Consider the following 18,334-nt stretch of genomic DNA (forward strand, 5'->3'; position numbering starts at 1 on the left):
AGCAGGGCAGAGATGGCCGCGGCCCCGCGTTGCGGCTTGGTCTTCGTCGCTTTGGCTGTAGCGGGCCTAGATCACAAAGACGGGCGCAAACCCCCCGCCAGGCGTACGCAAGTTAGTGGTCTGGCCCTGATAGAGACGGGCAGCCGCCAGCACGATCTTGGCGTCGTAGGTATAGAGCCGCACATCGACTTTGCGGTCTTGGCGCGCGCCGTCGATCAAAATCGCACGTGTTCCCGGCGGGGCAATGGTTTGCGCGACATAGTCGCCGGCGATGATCTCGGCCCAGACGCGCTGCGTGAGCTTATCGCCGCGATAAGCCGCCTTGCTGCCATGACCGTGGGCCGGCTTGAAAAACCAATGCTTGCGCTCGGCCCAGAGCCCCGGCGCGCTTTCGGGCGTGACGCGGCGAGTCCCCGGGATCGCCGCGAGCGCTGCGATGTCAGCTTCAGGCACGTTCCACGCGCGGAGCAAAGCGCTATCGCTCATCAGCGTGAGATTGCGCTTGTCGGCGAAGAGCGCATGCGCGTGCGGATTGGGCGTCACCACGGCCGCGCCCGATTCATAGGCGGCGCGCAACGGCGCATGCACGGCTTCCGACAAAGAAAAATCGACCAGCCGGTTGTAAACAAGATCGATCACTTGGCCGTCGACGCGGAGACGCCCGTCGGAGAACTTAAGGTCACGCGCATCAGCCACGATACATTCGACGCCATGGCGTTCGAGCGCGCGCGCTGCGAGCAGGAATTCCGGGTAAAGGAATTGCGCGCTTGGATCATCGTCAACGATCGCGATAGAAGCAGGGCTGCCCGCGCGTCCCTGCGCGCGCCATTCCGCCTCGATCATGGCAAGGAACGTATCCTCGAATTGTTCGGCCGGCGCCGGCGCGATTCGCGCTTCCTCACAACAGACACGCTGCGCGCGCGCCAGCGCCGCGTTCAGAAAAGCGCCGCCCGCATTGGTGTTGACCTCGATCAGTGCGGGCCCCGTCGCACCGAGATGGAAGTCATAGCCCATAAGCACCCCGCGGGGCCCGTAATCGTGGCGCGCTATAGGAGGCGCCCAGGCCAGAGCCGCGGCGATATAGGCGGGGCGGCGCGTCAAACTTTCGATCGCGGCGACGACCTCGCCCATGGTCTCGATTTCGGAACGCGAGACAAACACCGCGACGTTGGAGAAGAGGTGGGGGCGATCGCCCAGCAGAGCGTCGCCATCAAGCTCGCGCTCTAGCGCCGATCTAAGCGCGGTCTCGTCAAGCGTTTGGCAGAGGCATGACCGGTTGAGGGCATGCGCGGTCTCGCCCAGCGCACTCTCTTCTTCGCAGATCCGCGTCACGGTCGCTCCTCTTTGCGCGTGTTCCTCACCTGCTCGCCCGCGGCAAGTTCTTGTGCATCAGTCGGGCAAGGGCAGCGCCGCGGCGTCATAGACAAAGTTCAGGCGCGCCACTGGCTGATCGGGACGGCGCGCCTCGATGCTCAAATGATAGCGGTCGCGCGCAAGTGTCGTGAAGCCGCCATAGGCGAGGGCGCCTTCAATGTGCATGGGCTCAAGCCGCAACCGGCGCGCACCGCGGTGGCGTTCGCCGCGCAAAGTCGCGTCGACCGCCGCATCTTCGATGCGTGCGCCGGTGTTTGCGTCAAACAGCGCGATCATGACATGTGCGTTGCCGCCGCCCTTGCCCGCATGCATGCGCCGCTCCGCGTGACTTGGCGCGTGCGTTGCGATCAGCGCGCTGGGGGCAACCCCCAGATATGCCGTGACCCCATCAGCGGTCTGGACGAACATGGTCTCATGCCGCGGCGCGGGCGCGCAGGCCGTAAGAGCCATCAGCACGAACGCTGCGATGAACCGGCGGCGCACGCAGTTGCGCGGGGCTTGATCGAGCCTCATGGCGCCGGACGCGCGGGCGCCGCTGCAAAGAGAGAAAGTCCAAAGCTGATAAGGTTGATCGCCAAGAAGACGCCAGGCGCGATCATGCCTGAGTGCGGCAGCGCCCAAATGAGCAAGCCGCCCAGAACGATCGCGAGTACGCCGCCCAAGGCCATGCGCCCCCACGGACACGATGTGTGCGTGCGATGCGCCAAGGCGTGTCCAATCGCGATCGCTCCCTGTGCGATAAGGGCCGCGCCAAGTATCACGGTGAGTGCGAGCGCCCCCGGCCAGGGATGTAGAAGCAAACAGATTCCGCCGAGGATCGCGACCACCGACCAAAGCAAGCGCCACGCAAAGCCCTTGGCGCGCCAATCGACGATTAAAAGCGCCAGGCCGGAGACGCCGGCCGCCAGCATCGCCGCGCCGAACCATACGCTCGCGGCGAATGTGGCGAGCATTGGCGCGAAGGCGGCGGCGACACCGAAGGCGATCATCAATGCGCCGACGACCATAAAGATGAGCCGGCCGCCAGGGCGCGGTGAAGCTTGAGGCGCTTGGACGGGTGGGGCTGCGGTATCGCTCATGGCGGCTCTCGCGTGAGGTCTAAAAGCTAATACGCACGCGCCGCCTTCGCCCCTCGAAAAATTTGCACGAAGTGGGCGCCGCCGCGCGCATTTGGCGCCGCGCCTTGACAAGAACGCACGCGCGGCTTCGATGCTGGCGAGGTAGAACATCATGTGCTTTTCAGCCGAAGCAAGTTTCACCGCCGCCGCCCTGTTGATTCCGCTGGGCGGGCTCGCAGTGGTTCGAGCGGCAAAGGTCGCGCCCAAATATGCGCCGATCTGTGCGCTTCCATTGTTGTTTGGACTTCAGCAGGCGATGGAGGGCATGGTTTGGGTCGCCGGCGGCGGCCCCGACGCGGCTTGGGTCGAGCGTTTCTCGCTCGCCTACATGTTCTTTTCCTGGATTGCTTGGCCGGTCTGGGTGCCGGTCTCGGTCTATTTCCTAGAACCCCCGCGCCGGAGGCCGCTCTACATCGCCTTCGCCGTCGGCGGCGCGATGCTAGGTGGGGTGCAATATATCCCGTACTTTACCCATGAGGGCTGGCTGACGACGACCTTCCTCGCGAACGCCATCAGCTATGGCGACACCCAATTACTCGACGCGCTGATGACGCGCGAAGCAACCTATCTGCTCTATCTCGTGTTCATCATCATGCCGCTCATTGTCTCGAGCGACCGCGCGGCGCGTGTCTTCGGCGCCCTGGTGACGCTTGTGCTTGCCATCACCTACTTCTTCTTCTCCTACGCCTACATTTCCGTCTTCTGCATGGGCGGGGCGATCATGTCGTCTTATCTGGTGTGGATGATCTTCCGCAAAGGCGCCGATACGCCCCCGCGTGTGGTTGCGCCGGCATAGGCGCCTGCGATTACCCTTGGGAGGCGAGGAAGCGGCGGAAGCGGAAGAGACTGAAGGCGAAGAAAAGCGCGCCAATGCCGAGCGTGCCCGCAAAGTGGGGCCACACGATCGAAAGATCAGCGCCGCGTATCAGGATTGCCTGCGTCATGGCGACATAGTGCGTCGATGGCGAGGCCTGCATCACCGTCTGGAGCCAGGTAGGCATGCTTTCAAGTGGGGTGTTGCCGCCCGACAAGAGGTTCATCGGCAACACCACCAATATGAAGATCAGCGCTAATTGCGGCATGGAGCGCGAAATTGTGCCGAGGAAAATGCCGAAGCTGCCGGCAAAGAAAAGATAGCTTGCAACGCCCAAGAGAAAGAGCGGTACCGAGCCTGCCGGTTCAAGGCCGAGCAGGCCTTCAACGACGAATACGAGTGCAAGTCCCGCGAGCGCTAAAATAACGGCGCCGTTGGCAAGGGTCTTGGCCGTCATGATCTCAACGGGGCGCACCGGCATGGCCAGCAAGTGCTCAAGCGTGCCGTGCTCGCGCTCGCGCACAATGGCCGCGCCGGCGAGCAGGATGGCAAGCATTGTCGTGGTGTCGAGGAGTTCGACCACGCCGGTGAACCAGGTGCTGACCAGCCCCTGATTGAAGGCGGCGCGCAATTCAAAAGGCGGGGCGCGGGGCGGCGGGCGCGCGCGCGCGCGCAAGAAGTCGGCGACCTCCTGGTTGAGGCTGGCGGCGATATGAGAGGCGCCGAGGCCCGCCTGCGAAATGGCGGTGGCGTCGATCAGGAGTTGGATGCTGGGGCTTCGCCCGGCGAGCAATTCGGCCTCGAACCGGGGCGGGATATCGAGCGCAAATGTCGCCTCGCCGGATTCAAGCAGACCGCTGAGTTCGCCGGGCGTGACCATGACGGGTTGGCGAAAGTGCTGCTGAGGCAACATGCCCGCGATGCGGCGCGACAATTCGGAGCCGTCTTCATCGGCGATGACGATGCTGGCGTTGCGGATATCCTGCGCATTCCCGGTGGCTTGCACATAAATCGAAGCGGTGAAGGCGTAGATGACAAACCCGAGCAGGAAACGGTCGCGGGCGAGACTGCGCAATTCCTTCAGCGCCAGAGCAAGGACGATGCGCCAATTCATCTCAGCGCTCCTGCTTGCGTAGAAGCGCAATGGAAATCGCCAACAAAACGAGCCAGAAGAGTGCGAGCACCGCGAGCTCGCTCGCGAGATCGAAAAAGCCGCGGCCCTTGGCGAAAACGCCGGTGCTGATCTGGTTAAAGTGCGAGGTCGGAAAAAGCGCGCCTATGGCCCGATCCACCGGCTCTAGACTGGCGAGCGGCTGCATCAGCCCTGAGAATTCGACCGCCGGCACCATGATGACGATGGCGGTGCCGAATACGGCCGCAGTCTGCGAGCGGGTCAGCGCCGAGGAGACAAAGCCGACGGCGCTGGTGGCGGCCACGTAGAGAAGGCCGGCGAGCAATAGCGCGATCAGACTGCCCTTGATGCTGAGGCCGAAGAGCACGATCGCGAGCGCGACGAGCAACAAGAAGTTGACGAAGCCCAGCGCGATATAGGGCAATTGCTTGCCGAGCAGAAACTCGGTGCGCGAGATTGGCGTCACGTAGAAGTTGGTGATCGATCCCAACTCCTTTTCGCGCACCACGGCGAGTGAAGTGAGGATGGACGGGATCATCGCGAGCAGAATGCCGATCATAATCGGCACGACGGCGTTGAAGCTGCGGAACGCCTGATTGTAGAGAAAGCGCGGCTCCAGCTCATAGGCGGCGGGGAGAGGCGCTCTGCCGCCCGCGGCCGCCGCGATGGCGCGCTGATGCAGGGCGAGCGCATAGCCGGACACAGTCTCGGCCCGAAACGGCATGGCGCCATCGACCCAGGCGCCAATCGGGGGCGCCCGTCCGGAGGCAAGTGCGCGCCCAAAGCCCGGGGGAATGTCGAGAACGAGCGTCGCCCTGTTGCTGCGCAACGCCTGTTCGACGGCGCGGTCGTCGTTGAGCGCTGCTCTCAGTTCAAAATAAGGCGAGGAGGCAAATTCCTCAACGTAGGCGCGGCTCGCTGGGGTGCGGTCGCGGTCAATGACCGCAAGCGAAACGTCCTCAACGTTGAAGGAAATGCCATAACCGAAGGCCAAGGCCAAGACGAGCGTGCCAGCGAGCGCCATCGCAAAGCGCACCGGTTCGCGCAGCATTTCGAGAATTTCGCGCCGCGCCACGGCCAAGAGGCGCGGCATTTGCTTTGCCGGTTTGTCGCTGACCCCGGTGATGAGCGCAGAAAGGGCGTGCGCCGGCGGCTCGCCGGCGCCGCCGATCTGCATGTAGCGGACGAAAGCGTCTTCCAACGTCGCCGCGTTCTGGCTTTGCCGCAATGCGTCGGGCGCGCCTTCGGCGATGACCCGGCCCGCATGCATGAAGGCGACGCGGTCGCACCGTTCGGCTTCGCTCATGAAATGCGTCGAGATAAAGATCGTGACTTCTTTGTCGCGGGCGAGCCTCTCTATTTCTCGCCAGAACGCCTCGCGCGCGGCCGGATCGACACCGGAGGTCGGCTCGTCGAGGATAAGCACTTCCGGCTCGTGCAAAATCGCGATCGCGAGCGACAGACGTTGGCGCACGCCGAGCGGCAGTGCGCCTGCAATGGCGCTTGCATGGGGGTTGAGACCGAATTGCTCCTTGAGCGCGGCAATGCGCAGTGCGCCCTTATCGTCTTCCAGGCCGAAGAGCTTGGCGTGAAGATCGAGGTTCTGCTGCACGGTCAATTCGCCGTAGAGCGAAAAGCCCTGCGACATGTAGCCAACGCGCCGGCGTGTTGCCAGATCGCGTGCATCGACGGGGCGCCCGAGCATCCGGGCTTCGCCTTCGCTCGCGGGCAAAAGCCCGGTCAGCATCTTCATCGTCGTGGTCTTGCCGCACCCGTTCGAGCCCAAGAAACCGTAGATTTCGCCGCGCCGAACGCTGAACTCCACTTGGTCTACAGCCACGAACGCGCCAAAGCGGCGCGTGAGCCCGTGCGCCTCCACAGCGATGGGCGCGTCGGCAGCGGGCGCGTTGCGTGCAATGCGAGCGGCAAGCTCAGCGCCGGTCAAACGCATGAACAGCGCTTCCATCGAGACCGCGCCATGTTCGGCTTTGAGCGCCATGGGCGCGCCATCGGCGATGATGGCGCCCGCCTGCATCAAGACCACACGGCCGAAACGTTCTGCTTCATCGAGATAGGAGGTGGCGACAATCAGCGCCATCGCCGGACGCGCGGCGCGAATGGCGCTGACAAGATCCCAGAATTGACGGCGTGACAGCGGGTCAACGCCCGTGGTCGGTTCGTCCAAGATGAGAATGTCGGGGTCATGCACCAGCGCGCAACAGAGCCCGAGCTTTTGCTTCATGCCGCCGGAGAGTTTTCCCGCTGCGCGCGCCGCAAACGGCGCAAGCCCCAAGGCGTCCATCAGCGCCTCGACGCGCGCGCTTGGCGCACCGCCAAACAGGGCTGCGAAATAGTCGATGTTCTCGCGGACGCTGAGCGAAGCGTAGAGATTGCGGCCAAGCCCTTGCGGCATGAAGGCAATGCGCGGCTGCACGGCGGCGCGCGCGCGTTCTTGCGAGAGGTCGCGCCCGAGCGTTTCCACCGCGCCGTGTTGGATGCGTTTGGCGCCGGCGATCAAAGCGAGCAAGGTCGACTTGCCGACCCCGTCTGGACCGATAACGACCAGCGCCTCGCCGGCGGCGACTGCAAGGCTGACATCATCGAGAGCAGGAGTGTTTCCGTAGGCGTGACGAACGCCGGTGAGCCGCGCGGCCCATGGCGGCGCCTCGCTCATGGTCGCGGCGCATCCCGAAGGCGGCGCGTCAACTCGGATTCGAGTCGCGCTGGCCATTGCGCGTTCGGGCGCATTTGAATGTAGGCCACGCCGGTGACGCCGACATTGAGCCGTTCAGTGCGGCTCAGCGCTAGCGCTTCGGGGATGCGTACGCGCACGCGGTACATGAGATTGTCGCGCTCGCCGCGTGTCTCCACTTGGCGCGGCGTGAATTGGGCTTCGGGCGAAATAAACGAGACCCGCGCCGGCAAGGGCGCGCTCGCGTCGGCGTCGAGCACGATCCGGGCAGGGGCGCCCATGGCGATCGCGCCGGCTTCGCGCGTGGGCAAAAACACGGTCATGTAGATGTCGGAGGTGTCAAGCAAGGTAGCGATCGGCCCGCCCGCATTTATGAGTTCGCCAGGTTCGGCCAAGCGATAGAGGATGCGCCCCGGGCGCGGCGCAACCAATGTCGCCTCGCCGATTTGCTCGTTGATCCGATCGGCCTCGGCCTGTGCGGCGGCGATATCGGCGTCGGCGGCTGAGCGCGCGCTTTGCGCGGCGCGCAATCCAGCCGCCGCGGTTTGTTGTGAGGCGCGCCGCTGATCCAAGAATTGTTCGGGGGCAAAGCCGCGGTGATGCAACGTCTCGGCGCGGCCGAACTCAAGCGTGGCAAGCCTAAGCGCGCTGCCTTGCTGGGCGATTGACGCCTCGCTCATGGCGCGCTGTTGGCGCGCCCGCTGAATGCGCGCCTCCGCGGCGCGTAAAGCGGCCTCAAGTTCGCGCGTGTCGAGACGCGCGATCACTTCGCCCGCGGCCACCGCGTCGCCTTCCTGCACCGCGATTTCGAGCAGGCGTCCCGGATAGCGGGCGATGATATCGATCTGGCGCGCCTCGAGCCGGCCGTTCGCCTTAGCAAAGCCCGGGGGCGGATCTGACGGCGAGGCTAGCCATACGTACGAGCCGAGCGTCGCGCCGATGAGGACAATGAACGCCCCGATCGCCGCCGGCCAGCGCTGGGCGGGACGCAGCGGCGTCTTTGCCAGTAGGGCGTCAAGCTGGCGCTTGATGGTCTCAAAGATCGCGATTGCCGCCTCCCCAGTTCGAGCGCGCATCTATGACGCGGAGGCGACATTACCTGGCGGCGTTACGCGTCCGCCGAGGAAGCGAGGCAGAAAACCCGGCGTGCGCGCCGCGTAGGCGCGCCACTGATCGCCGAACTGCGCTTCCGCTTCGCGCTCCTCGCTCTTGGCCAGCCGTAGGTACATGAACACCAGCACTGGAAACATGAGCGCGGTCAAGATTGTCGGCCATTGCACCAGAAACCCGATCATCACCAGGATGAAGGCGAGATATTGCGGGTGCCGGATCGCCTTGTAGGGGCCCTCGACGGCGAGGGCGCCGGCGGCTTGCGCCCGATGCAGTACGGTCCAGGATTCCACCAGAAGCCAGAGCCCCGCGACAATGAGGCCGTCGCTCAGCCAGTGGATCGGGGTGAAGTGCGGATCGCCGCGCCAGCCCAAGAGTGTAGGCCAGAAGTGCCCAGCATTGTGCGTCAAGATGTCGGCGCCTGGCGCAAAGCTCTGCAGCCAAGGCGCAAGCAAATAGAGCGTCAGCGGAAAGCCGTACATCTCGGTGAAGAGCGCGACGATGAAGGCGGAAAAGGCGCCAAGGCTGCGCCAATCGCGCGCCGTTTGCGGTTTAGCAAAACTCAGCGCAAACACGATGAAGAAGACGGAATTGACGAAGGCCAAAAGCCATAACCCATAGCCCGAGAAGGCGGCATGCTCAGTCATTGGCTACCCCCCTCGCTGCGCTGTTGTGTTTGATTGTGCCCGCCATGGCCGCCATGCATGAAGATGTGCATCAAAGGGCAGGCAAGCAGGATAAGCAGCGGCCATGCCGCCAAAAGGTGCGCGCCGTGTTCGGCAATGATGTAGTAGGCGCCTACGCCGAGTACGGCGAACATCAGAAGGCGCACAAGCCAAGGCGTGCGCGGGCGCTGGCCGCCGGGCGGGGCGGGCGAAGCGGGTTCATGATGGGCGTGCAGGCTCATGCTCTGATCCTTCGGCGGCGATCTGGGTGAGCGCGCCAAGCCGGGTCGACAGGCGGGGAAGGCGGAAGATCGGTGCCCCAGTTTGTCGCGCTCGCAATCTTATACGCACGCTGAACCGCGTTCCCTGGAACCGGGTTCAATTGATCGCTTTGGGACCTCGCCCAGGGAAATTGCGACGAGGCGCGTATGAAGGGAGAGAGCCCGCGAGCGGCCTTTGTTGAGGAGGATCCCATGAGCCAGCCACCAAACGCCGAACGGCCCTCTGGCATCGGCGTCCTGCCCTTGGGCATCGCGCTGGCGGTGACGCTGTTGGCCGGCTACGGCGCCTGTTGGCTTGTCGCCGCATCCCCATTTGCCGCGCCCTTCACGCATGCTTGGCTGCAATTGTTCTCCGCTGAACCAGCCGGGTCGACAGAGCAGCTCATCGAAGGCAGCATCTTCAGCGCAGTCGGCGCCTGGTTTGCCGCGCTTATCTTCGCGCCGGTCTATAACCTTATCGCGCGCGCCGATCGCATCATCTGAAACAACATCGCCGGCGACGCGGCGCTTGAGGGCGGGCATGACGATTAAGGTGGCTGTCAACGGCTATGGCGTGATCGGCAAACGTGTCGCCGACGCGGTCACACAACAAGCCGACATGGTGCTGACAGGCGTTTGCGACATAGCCGGCGATTGGCGCATCGCCGTCGCGCGCGATCGCGGCGTGCCCGTCTATTCCGCGACCGGCGAAGCCGGCGCCGGTTCGCTGGAGGACATGGCCCGCGGCGCAGACCTTGTTGTCGACTGTACGCCCAAAGGCGTCGCGGCTAAGAACGCGGCGCTTTATCGTGAGCTCGGTAGAAAGTTCATCGTCCAAGGTGGCGAGAAACACGATGTAACGGGCCACTCTTTCGTGGCTGAAGCAAGTTATGCAAGCGCCTTGGACCGGCCGTCCACACGCGTCGTATCGTGCAACACGACCTCGATCGTGCGGGTGTTCGGCGCCCTGCGGCGCGCAGGCCTCTTACTGCGCGCGCGCGGCACACTGCTGCGGCGCGCGCTCGATCCCTGGGAAAGTCATCTCGGCGGCATCATGAACACGCTCGTGCCGGAAACGCGCGTTCCCAGTCACCAAGGGCCCGATGCACAAACGGTGGATCCCGCACTCGATATTGTCACCATGGCGGTCAAAGTGCCCGAGACGCTTGGGCATATGCATTTCTGGTCGGCCGATCTTGTCGGTCGCCCAAGCCGGGAGGACGTACGTTCAGTGCTCGCAGCCTCGCCGCGCGTGGCGTTCGTGCAAGCGAGCGAGGGGCTTGGCGCTCTCAATGCCGTCAAAGAGCGCATGCTCGATCTTGGCCGGCCGCGCGGCGACCTTTATGAAGTCGCCATGCTTGAAGACACGCTAACGGTCGAAAACGGCGAATTGTTTTGCGCTTACATGGTCGACAATCAAGCGATTGTCATCCCCGAGACCATCGACGCCATTCGAGCTCTGACGGGTGCAGAACGAGACGCGGCCCTATCAATGGCCAAAACCAATCGCGCGCTCTCCATCATTGCGGCCTAAAAGCGATTTGCCGGCGCGGCGAGCGGGAACAGAAAACGATGCAAACCGAAACCTTGACGTTCGACGATCTCGTCACGCCGCTCGATCCCCTCGTGCTCGAACGGCATTTGAAACGCACGCCGGGCGTCGCTGACGCGAAGGCCAGTTTTGCAACGGGCTCGGTCACGGTTAAGTTTGATCCGGCGCTGACCAACGTCGCACTCGTACGCGAGGCCGTGAGCGCTTGCGGTTTTCATTGCCGCGGCGTGTCGGCTCCCCTTCATTTGACGCGTGCGCGTGAACACGAGGCTCACGCGCACAAGGCCGCGCCGGCGCCCTCCGAGCGCGGTCATCAAGACGCGAGTGACGTGGGCCACGAGATGGGCCATGGCGCGGGCATGGACATGGCTGCCATGGCCAGGGACATGCGCAATCGCTTTCTGGTCGCGCTCGGCTTTTCCATTCCGATCTTTCTCCTGGCGCCGATGGGCATGGAGGCGATGCGGATCGATCCGCCGTTCGGCTGGGATCTCGAAGTCACGCTCTTCTTTCTCGCCAGCGGCGCCATCCTCTACCCAGGCTGGCCATTCTTTGTGGCGGCGGTGCGCGCGCTGAGGCACGGCGTCTTCAATATGGCGGTGCTGGTGCTGCTGAGCGTCGGCGCTGGCTACTTCTTTTCCATAGGCGCCACCTTCATTTGGGGCGGCGCTCAATTCTACGAAGCGTCGTCGGTCCTGCTCGTCTTCATCCTGCTCGGCCACTGGCTTGAGATGCGCGCGCGGGCAGGCGCTTCGGAAGCCATACGACGGCTCATGGATCTAGCGCCGCCGATGGCGATCGTCGTGCGCGGGGGCCAGGAGGTCGCGGTCTCAACAGCGGACGTGAAGCTCGACGAAATTGTCGTGGTGAAGCCCGGCGGCAAAGCCCCAGTCGACGGCGTCATCATCGAAGGACGCTCCGACATCGACGAATCCATGCTCACGGGAGAATCGTTGCCCGTGAGCAAGAGCGTGGGCGACGCCGTCATCGGCGGCACCATCAATAAGAGCGGGATGATCCGCTACCGCGCCACCAAGATCGGCGCCGACACGGCTTTGGCGCAGATCGTCAAGCTCGTGCAGGAGGCGCAGAACTCAAAGGCGCCGGCGCAATTGCTGGCCGACCGCGCCTCGCAATGGCTGGTGATCGCCGCCATCATCATCGCTGCGGCGACGTTTGTGGTGTGGCTGGCAATCGGTCAGCCGCTTCTGTTTGCGCTCACTCTGGCGATCACAGTGCTGGTCATCGCTTGCCCTGACGCACTGGGGCTCGCCACGCCCATGGCCATCATGGTCGGCACCGGCATCGGCGCGCGTCACGGCATCCTGATCAAGGATGCAGTGGCGCTGGAGGATTCCGCCAAGCTCGATGTCGTCGTCTTCGACAAGACAGGCACGCTCACCTTAGGCGCGCCGAAGGTGGTTGAGGTGGTCGCGGGCGAGGGACTAAGCGAAAGCGAACTTGTCGCACTGGCCGCCGCCGTCGAGGGCGGTTCAGAACATCATATCGCCGTCGCCCTAAAAGAACGCGCCAAGGATCAGCCGCTGCCAGAGGTTTCTGACTTCGCCTCGTTCGAAGGCAAGGGCGTCAGCGGCCGCATTGGCGGGGCAACGATCCTTTCGGGCAACCGCATGCTCATGGCCGACAACAAGGTGGCGTTCGGCAGGCTCGCCGGCGAAGCCGATCGTCTCCTGGGTTCCGGGCGCACCGTCGCTCACATCTCCCGCGACGGAGCTCTCATCGGCCTCATCGCTATCGCCGACGCAGCAAGGCCGACCGCGGCGGCGACGGTCGAGCGTCTCAAGCGCCAAGGCGTCGAAGTCGCGATGATGACCGGGGACAATCTGGCGACGGCCAAGCGCATCGCCGCCGAACTCGGGGTCGATATAGTGCTTGCCGAAGTCTTGCCCGGCCAGAAGGCCGCAAAGATCAAGGAGCTGCAAGCGCAGGGCAAAAAGGTTGGGATGGTTGGCGACGGCGTCAACGACGCGCCGGCGTTGACGCAGGCCGACGTGGGCTTCGCCATCGGTGCGGGCACTGATGTGGCGATGGAGAGCGCCGATGTCGTGTTGATGCGCAGCGATCCCTATGATGTCGTGCGCGCCATCGAATTGTCGCGCGCGACGCTGCGCAAGATGCATCAAAATCTATGGTGGGCCGCAGGCTACAATGTGCTGGCCTTCCCGTTGGCGGCAGGCGTGCTCTATCCGCTGCTGCTCAGCCCCGAAATCGCGGCGCTGTCAATGTCAGGAAGCTCGGTGATCGTGGCGGCCAACGCGCTGCTGCTGCGCTGGGTGAAGCTCTAGATCGCGTGAGGTGGATCGAGCGCAAAGCGATCCGCCACTTAAGGCCACAGAAAATAAGCGCCGTAGAGTGCGAGTTAAGAAATCTTTGGCGACCGCAACCATCGGCGCGCTCGATCCAACTCTCGGCGCCTGCTCGCCGCGCGACCGCCCAAGGCCCACCCATCTTCAATAGGGCGTGGCCATGCTCGCGCTGAGCTACGCTCCGCTCGCCGGCGATGAGTCGGCGAGCGGAGGGCCGGTGCGCAAGAATTATTGCGGTTGAGCTGGCGTCTCGGCCGGCGCGGCCTCAGTCTCTGCTTGTTGCTCACGGCAGCCAGGGTGAGCCGCGGTCAGCATGCGACCGTTGTCGTGGGGCCGATTCATATCGTGGCTCGCCGTATCGTAAGGACAATCGGTCGGCTCTGCTGGCATCGCGGAATCGCGCATAGCCGCGCCACGGGGGCCATGGCGATGCGTATCAGCCGGCGTCGTACATGCGCCAAGCGCCAGCAGCACGCCGGCGGACACGACAGAAACAACGATTTTCAACACGGGCATATCGACAATCTCCTCGCAACGGCGCTCGGCGCCTCAGCAGTAGAATACGCGCCAGATTGCTCTTGCCCTGAACCAGCAGTCTTTGTTGGCGTTCACCCAGGGCGAACACCCTGTCGTGCGTAATCAATATGAACGTGCGTTTGAGCGTACGCCCCCAGAAGCGCACGTGAGAGGAAAGCGCGACTTCGATGCTTGAACGATCAACCGACTCGCCACCTAGCGGCGCCGCGCGCCGCCAACAGCGTCACTTTCGCCCGTCCGAGACACTCCTTAGTGCAGCGCTCGATCAGCTCATTACGCGCGGGCGCCTTGTCGTCACGTTTCCCAGCGGTGAGCAGCGCCAATTCGGCGAGGACGCCGGATCGGCCGTTATTGTCGCAATTAAAGATGCGAGCGCACTTAGCCGGCTGATGGCCAATGCAGAACTGGCTTTCGGCGAACTTTACGTCGATGGCCTTATCGCCATCGACGGCGACGATATCGATGGCCTGCTGGCGCTCGTTCTACAAAACCTTCGGCGCCATGGCTTCAAAACCGGGGCCGCGCCACCGGGCATGCGCCTCTTCGAGGCGCCGCGCCGCGAAATCAACGACAGAAAGCGCGCCGAACGCAATGTGGCGCATCACTACGACATATCGAACGAACTCTATCGGGTTTTTCTGGACGAGGATCTGCAATATTCCTGCGCCTATTACGAAACCGGCGCGGAGACGCTTGAAGAGGCCCAGGACGCCAAGAAGGAGCTCATCGCGGCGAAACTTTGCCTGCGTCCGGGCCTTTCGCTTCTGGACATAGGTTGCGGCTGGGGCGGTCTTGCGCTCCACTTGGCGCGTACGCGGGGCGTCAATGTCCGCGGCATCACGCTCTCGCAGGCGCAATTGCCGGTGGCGCGGGTGCGCGCCCAGGCGCAGAATCTGGCCGCACAGGCCGAATTCGTACTCGAAGATTATCGAGAGACCGAAGGCGCGTTCGATCGCATTGTATCGGTTGGCATGTTCGAGCATGTCGGGCGCGGTCACTATGACGAATTCTTCCGGCAAATTGCGTCGCTGCTCGCCGAGGATGGCGTTGCTCTGTTGCATACGATCGGACGCGCGGACGGAGCGGGCGCCACCAGCCCCTGGATCGACCGCTACATTTTTCCTGGCGGCTACATTCCCGCGCTGTCTGAGATCATGCCTGCTGTCGAGCGCGCCGGACTTTATGTGACCGACATCGAAGTCTGGCGGCTTCACTACGCTTACACCCTCCGCGCATGGCGAGAGCGCTTCGAAGCGCGCCTTGATGATGTGCGCGCTATGTTCGATGAGCGCTTCTGCCGTATGTGGCGCTTTTACCTGGCCGCAAGCGAAGCTGCGTTTCGATATGGCGGCCACGAAGTGTTTCAGATTCAACTCGCGCGCCGCCAGGACGCCGTTCCCCGAACACGGCGTTATCTGGAACGCGCTGGATGAGAAGGTTCCGTCGCGTACGTCACCGGACCAAAGGATCAAGAGCGAGTGAGCGCGCGCGGCCCGAGGTTGCGCCATTACGGGGGGAGGGGCGCGAGGGTTGGATCCCAGGCCGGCGCGCTCATCTCATATACGCACCAACGCTGTGGTCCCCTCATGATCGAGCGCCGCGGAACCCAGTGAAGTTGTTGGGGGGCCCAAACCTCAGGAGGCTTAGCGCCGTCCAAGGGCGCAGCAACCGCGTCGCACGACCACGCGCCGTTTTTCTGTCGGGATCGCTCCGGTGAGCTTCGGCGCTCAAGTTCGTCTCGTCCTAGTGATGGCGCTTTGGGCGTCGTGCTTTCCGCTGATCGCCGTAGGGCTTGAACTTGCGCCACATCTGGCGTTTGCGGCGCTCCGCGCCGCCACTGGCGGGATCGCGCTCATTGGCGTTTCGCTGGTCCTGCGCCGGCCGATGCCAAAAGACGCCGGCGCCTGGGGCATGATTGTCCTTTTGGCCTTAGGCGCGACATCGCTCGGCTTTCTCGGCATGTTTCACGGTGCGGCCTTCCTTTCGCCCGGCCTCGCCACGCTCATCTTCAGCACTCAGCCGCTCGTGGCCGCTGTGCTCGGGCGCATGTTTCTTGGCGAACGATTGACCGCTCGGGGCGCTTTTGGGCTGGTGCTGGGCTTTACAGGTGTCGCCATCGCCAGCTGGCCCCAACTCACTTCGCCCAGTGCTTCGCTCTACCTGACGGGTGCGGGCTTCGTGATCGCGGCGGCGGCGGGAACGGCCGTCGGCAATGTGGTCATGAAGCGCATCAGTCAGAGCGTGGACGCGGCGACCGCTGTGGGCTGGAGTCTTACGCTTGGAGCAATCCCGCTGGCGATCGCATCGGCCGCAACCGAAGACATCGCCATTGCCTGGTCGAGTGAATTCGTCGCGGCGCTCGCTGTCCTATCGCTCTTTGGCACAGCGCTCGCATTCTGGCTCTGGTTCGAAGCGCTCAAATCGGCGCCTCTGAGCGCGGCCAACGCTTTCAGTTTCCTTGTGCCGGTGTTTGCATTGGCGCTTGGCGGTGTCTTCTTCGGCGAGCGTGTTGGCTTTCCGGAAATCGCTGGCGCGGGGCTCATTATCGCCGGCGTCGCTATGGCGCAGCGGCAGACCGCTTGAGAGAGGCGCCGTGCACCTTACTTTTCCGCACGAACCGGGCCGATCCCTCAGATTGGTCGCCCACGCGAAGATTGTGATGCGAGGCAAAGAGCCAAAACTTGGCCATCATCACATGTGGCGCTAACAAGGGGCGGAGGCGATGGCATACGTGAGGCGCCGCGTCTCGACACCCGCCGCCGCCTTTACACCAAGCCCCCAAGCCCAAGGCGGCGGCGGGTGTATCGACATAATGCTGCTGAGGACGCGCGCCCTATCTTCCTGTTGACTACGTCGCTGCTGCGGCTTCGCGTATCTCCAAAGTTACATGAGCAAGTTCGTGCACGTGTGCGAGACGGGCTTGCAGAAGAGCGCGCTCCGCATCCGTAATCACGCTCACAATTGCCGCGTGCGCATCGGGCCCGAGGCGCCAGACATGGAGATCGGTGATGCGGCAATCGCCAGGGCCTTCAATCTGTTCGCGAATTTCAGCAACCAAGCGGGGATCGGCGCGGTCCAGCAGGACCTCAGCGGTGTCGCGCATGAGCCCCCAGGACCAGCGGGCGATCACGAGGGCGCCGACGATGCCCATCAAGGGGTCGAGCCAGATCCAGCCGCCAAACTTGCCGGCCGCGAGCGCTACGATCGCAAGCACTGAAGTAAGGGCGTCGGCGAGCACGTGCAGATAGGCGCCGCGAAGATTGTTGTCGTGCCCGTGCGCGTGGTGATGATCGCTGTGATGATGGGGATGGTCTTCGTGCTTATCGCTCCCGCCTTGGGCGGACAGAAGCCATGCGCTGACGAGATTGACGACAAGGCCGACGATCGCGACCAACAGCGCCTGGTCGAAAGCGACGTGTCCTGGAGCAAATAGTCGCTGAAGCGATTCAGCGCCTATGGCGAGCGCTATCACGGCCAATACCAGCGCCGAGCCAAAGCCTGCCAGATCGCCGACTTTGCCGGTCCCGAAGGTAAAGTTCGGATTGCGCGCATGCCTTTTTGCGTAGCGGTAAGCCAAAAACGCAATCGCCAGCGCCCCGGCGTGCGTGGCCATGTGGAAACCATCCGCCAGCAGCGCCATCGAACCGTAGATGCCGCCGGCGACGATCTCCGCAACCATCATGATCACTGTCAGCACGACGACCCACATCGTTCGCCGCGTGTTACGGTCATGATCTCGCGCGAGAAACACGTGGTCGTGGGTGAAGGAGTGAGGTATTGTCACCGGCGTGCTCACTGTCCGTATCGACGGATAAGCGTGATGAGTTCTTCCCCCGCTGCCTGACGTTCAGCAGGACTGAGGCGCGGGCCTGAGACATGCTCACGCACAAAATCGGCGATGATTTCCTCGCTCAGGCCAATGAACGCACCGCGCGCGCCCGCGAGTAAGTGAAGCACGGTTTCGCAACCAGCTTCCTCTTCCAGGGCTGCCTCAATCCGCTTCAACTGTCCGGCTATCCGCCGTACGCGCGCCAACAATTGGGTTTTTGACTTTATCGTATGGGACATAGTATAGGGGGGTACCCTATGCTGCAGTCGGACGCAACTCCGCTATCGGGTTGTCACCGCCGATAGGCGGTGCTCATTAGCGAACCCGCATGGGCGGGATGCCGCAGCTCGGATTCTTGAACCTGTATCACTGGGCGAGCGGGCTTGCGCGCGCCGACGCTCGCGACTATGGCGGGACGAATGCGTCTTCAAGATGCGGTAACCAATCGAGGTTAAAGCTCGGGAAAATGTCTACGCTTCGTCGCCTCCTGACTGGGCTTCTGGTGTTCGCTGTGGCGCATTTCGGCGTCTTGGCGACCGCGCCGGCGCACGCCCACGAAAGCGGCGATGGGCACGGCGTCCGGGAAATCGTGCTCTCGCAAGCGCATGGCGCCGCGGATCATCATACTCATCACGATGACGGCGGCGACGACCATGAAGATGGCCAGTCGTTGGCTCTCGGCGACACGTCAGCGCCTGATTCCGACGACGATACCAGTCATGGTGAGCACGCGCATGTGCACGTGTGTCCTCAGTTCACGCCGCTCGGCAACCACAGTGCTTTGAAAGCGCCGGTGATGCTCCGTGAGCTCACATGGCCTGTGCGAAGCGCATCGGTGATTTCCTATTTGGGTTCGCCGCCGCTGCGGCCACCGCGCACCACCCTCTGATCCGAACGCTGCGCCGATCCTGAGGATCGTGCGCG

18 protein-coding genes are annotated in these 18,334 nt (G+C 63.5%); 7 read left to right on the top strand and 11 right to left on the bottom strand.

Annotated features, from left to right (window positions below; all coding sequences use genetic code 11):
* Nucleotides 1-66: 66 nt before the first annotated feature.
* The 3 genes from EPJ54_RS00930 to EPJ54_RS00940 form a co-directional block, all read right to left on the bottom strand.
* Nucleotides 67-1,332: a hypothetical protein gene (locus EPJ54_RS00930; protein WP_239590698.1), complete on the bottom strand. Its 1,266-nt coding sequence runs from the start codon at nt 1,330-1,332 to the stop codon at nt 67-69.
* 57 nt (nt 1,333-1,389) lie between these two features.
* Nucleotides 1,390-1,686: a hypothetical protein gene (locus EPJ54_RS00935; protein WP_135209799.1), complete on the bottom strand. Its 297-nt coding sequence runs from the start codon at nt 1,684-1,686 to the stop codon at nt 1,390-1,392.
* A 197-nt stretch (nt 1,687-1,883) separates the two neighbouring features.
* A complete protein-coding gene (locus EPJ54_RS00940) occupies nt 1,884-2,453 on the bottom strand; it encodes an HdeD family acid-resistance protein (RefSeq protein ID WP_167755518.1) in 570 nt (189 codons plus the stop codon).
* Nucleotides 2,454-2,604: 151 nt separating this feature from the next.
* Here EPJ54_RS00940 and EPJ54_RS00945 point away from each other — a divergent pair, with 151 nt between their 5' ends.
* Nucleotides 2,605-3,288 (top strand): DUF6629 family protein, encoded by a 684-nt coding sequence (locus tag EPJ54_RS00945; RefSeq protein ID WP_135209801.1) that lies wholly within the window; start codon nt 2,605-2,607, stop codon nt 3,286-3,288.
* A gap of 10 nt (nt 3,289-3,298) precedes the next feature.
* Here EPJ54_RS00945 and EPJ54_RS00950 read toward each other — a convergent pair whose 3' ends face one another.
* The 5 genes from EPJ54_RS00950 to EPJ54_RS00970 are packed head-to-tail and all read right to left on the bottom strand — an operon-like array spanning nt 3,299 to nt 9,147.
* Nucleotides 3,299-4,420: an ABC transporter permease gene (locus tag EPJ54_RS00950; RefSeq protein WP_135209802.1), complete on the bottom strand. Its 1,122-nt coding sequence runs from the start codon at nt 4,418-4,420 to the stop codon at nt 3,299-3,301.
* A 1-nt stretch (nt 4,421) separates the two neighbouring features.
* The gene (gene rbbA, locus EPJ54_RS00955; protein WP_135209803.1) at nt 4,422-7,112 is read right to left on the bottom strand and encodes a ribosome-associated ATPase/putative transporter RbbA; all 2,691 of its coding nucleotides are present in this window, start codon (nt 7,110-7,112) and stop codon (nt 4,422-4,424) included.
* The gene (locus tag EPJ54_RS00960) at nt 7,109-8,206 is read right to left on the bottom strand and encodes an HlyD family secretion protein (RefSeq protein WP_135209804.1); all 1,098 of its coding nucleotides are present in this window, start codon (nt 8,204-8,206) and stop codon (nt 7,109-7,111) included. The genes rbbA and EPJ54_RS00960 overlap by 4 nt, the downstream gene beginning before the upstream one ends.
* Entirely contained in the window at nt 8,207-8,887 is a 681-nt protein-coding gene (locus EPJ54_RS00965) for a methyltransferase family protein (RefSeq protein ID WP_135209805.1), read from the bottom strand.
* On the bottom strand, nt 8,884-9,147 hold the full coding sequence (locus EPJ54_RS00970) for a DUF2933 domain-containing protein (RefSeq protein ID WP_135209806.1): 264 nt from the start codon (nt 9,145-9,147) through the stop codon (nt 8,884-8,886). Before EPJ54_RS00970 ends, EPJ54_RS00965 begins: the two co-directional genes overlap by 4 nt.
* Nucleotides 9,148-9,378: 231 nt before the next feature.
* Here EPJ54_RS00970 and EPJ54_RS00975 point away from each other — a divergent pair, with 231 nt between their 5' ends.
* The 3 genes from EPJ54_RS00975 to EPJ54_RS00985 are packed head-to-tail and all read left to right on the top strand — an operon-like array spanning nt 9,379 to nt 13,023.
* On the top strand, nt 9,379-9,669 hold the full coding sequence (locus EPJ54_RS00975) for a hypothetical protein (RefSeq protein WP_135209807.1): 291 nt from the start codon (nt 9,379-9,381) through the stop codon (nt 9,667-9,669).
* A gap of 37 nt (nt 9,670-9,706) precedes the next feature.
* On the top strand, nt 9,707-10,699 hold the full coding sequence (locus EPJ54_RS00980) for a type II glyceraldehyde-3-phosphate dehydrogenase (RefSeq protein ID WP_135209808.1): 993 nt from the start codon (nt 9,707-9,709) through the stop codon (nt 10,697-10,699).
* A gap of 38 nt (nt 10,700-10,737) precedes the next feature.
* On the top strand, nt 10,738-13,023 hold the full coding sequence (locus EPJ54_RS00985; RefSeq protein ID WP_135209809.1) for a heavy metal translocating P-type ATPase: 2,286 nt from the start codon (nt 10,738-10,740) through the stop codon (nt 13,021-13,023).
* 249 nt (nt 13,024-13,272) lie between these two features.
* Here EPJ54_RS00985 and EPJ54_RS00990 read toward each other — a convergent pair whose 3' ends face one another.
* A complete protein-coding gene (locus EPJ54_RS00990) occupies nt 13,273-13,560 on the bottom strand; it encodes a hypothetical protein (protein ID WP_135209810.1) in 288 nt (95 codons plus the stop codon).
* Between the two features lie 188 nt (nt 13,561-13,748).
* Between EPJ54_RS00990 and EPJ54_RS00995 the strand changes: the two genes are divergently transcribed.
* Together EPJ54_RS00995 and EPJ54_RS01000 are read left to right on the top strand one after the other, a co-directional pair.
* On the top strand, nt 13,749-15,014 hold the full coding sequence (locus EPJ54_RS00995; protein WP_135209811.1) for an SAM-dependent methyltransferase: 1,266 nt from the start codon (nt 13,749-13,751) through the stop codon (nt 15,012-15,014).
* Between the two features lie 280 nt (nt 15,015-15,294).
* Complete coding sequence (locus EPJ54_RS01000) at nt 15,295-16,164, top strand: DMT family transporter (protein ID WP_135209812.1); 870 nt, start codon at nt 15,295-15,297, stop codon at nt 16,162-16,164.
* 265 nt (nt 16,165-16,429) lie between these two features.
* On the opposite strand, the gene dmeF is transcribed toward EPJ54_RS01000, so the two are convergent.
* Complete coding sequence (dmeF, locus tag EPJ54_RS01005; protein ID WP_135209813.1) at nt 16,430-17,377, bottom strand: CDF family Co(II)/Ni(II) efflux transporter DmeF; 948 nt, start codon at nt 17,375-17,377, stop codon at nt 16,430-16,432.
* Entirely contained in the window at nt 17,374-17,649 is a 276-nt protein-coding gene (locus EPJ54_RS20310) for a metal-sensing transcriptional repressor (RefSeq protein ID WP_135209814.1), read from the bottom strand. Before EPJ54_RS20310 ends, dmeF begins: the two co-directional genes overlap by 4 nt.
* 227 nt (nt 17,650-17,876) lie before the next feature.
* Between EPJ54_RS20310 and EPJ54_RS01015 the strand changes: the two genes are divergently transcribed.
* Entirely contained in the window at nt 17,877-18,299 is a 423-nt protein-coding gene (locus EPJ54_RS01015; protein WP_135209815.1) for a hypothetical protein, read from the top strand.
* The last annotated feature ends 35 nt before the right edge of the window (nt 18,300-18,334 follow it).

It is taken from the genome of Vitreimonas flagellata, from assembly GCF_004634425.1.
GTDB lineage: Bacteria > Pseudomonadota > Alphaproteobacteria > Caulobacterales > Aquidulcibacteraceae > Vitreimonas > Vitreimonas flagellata.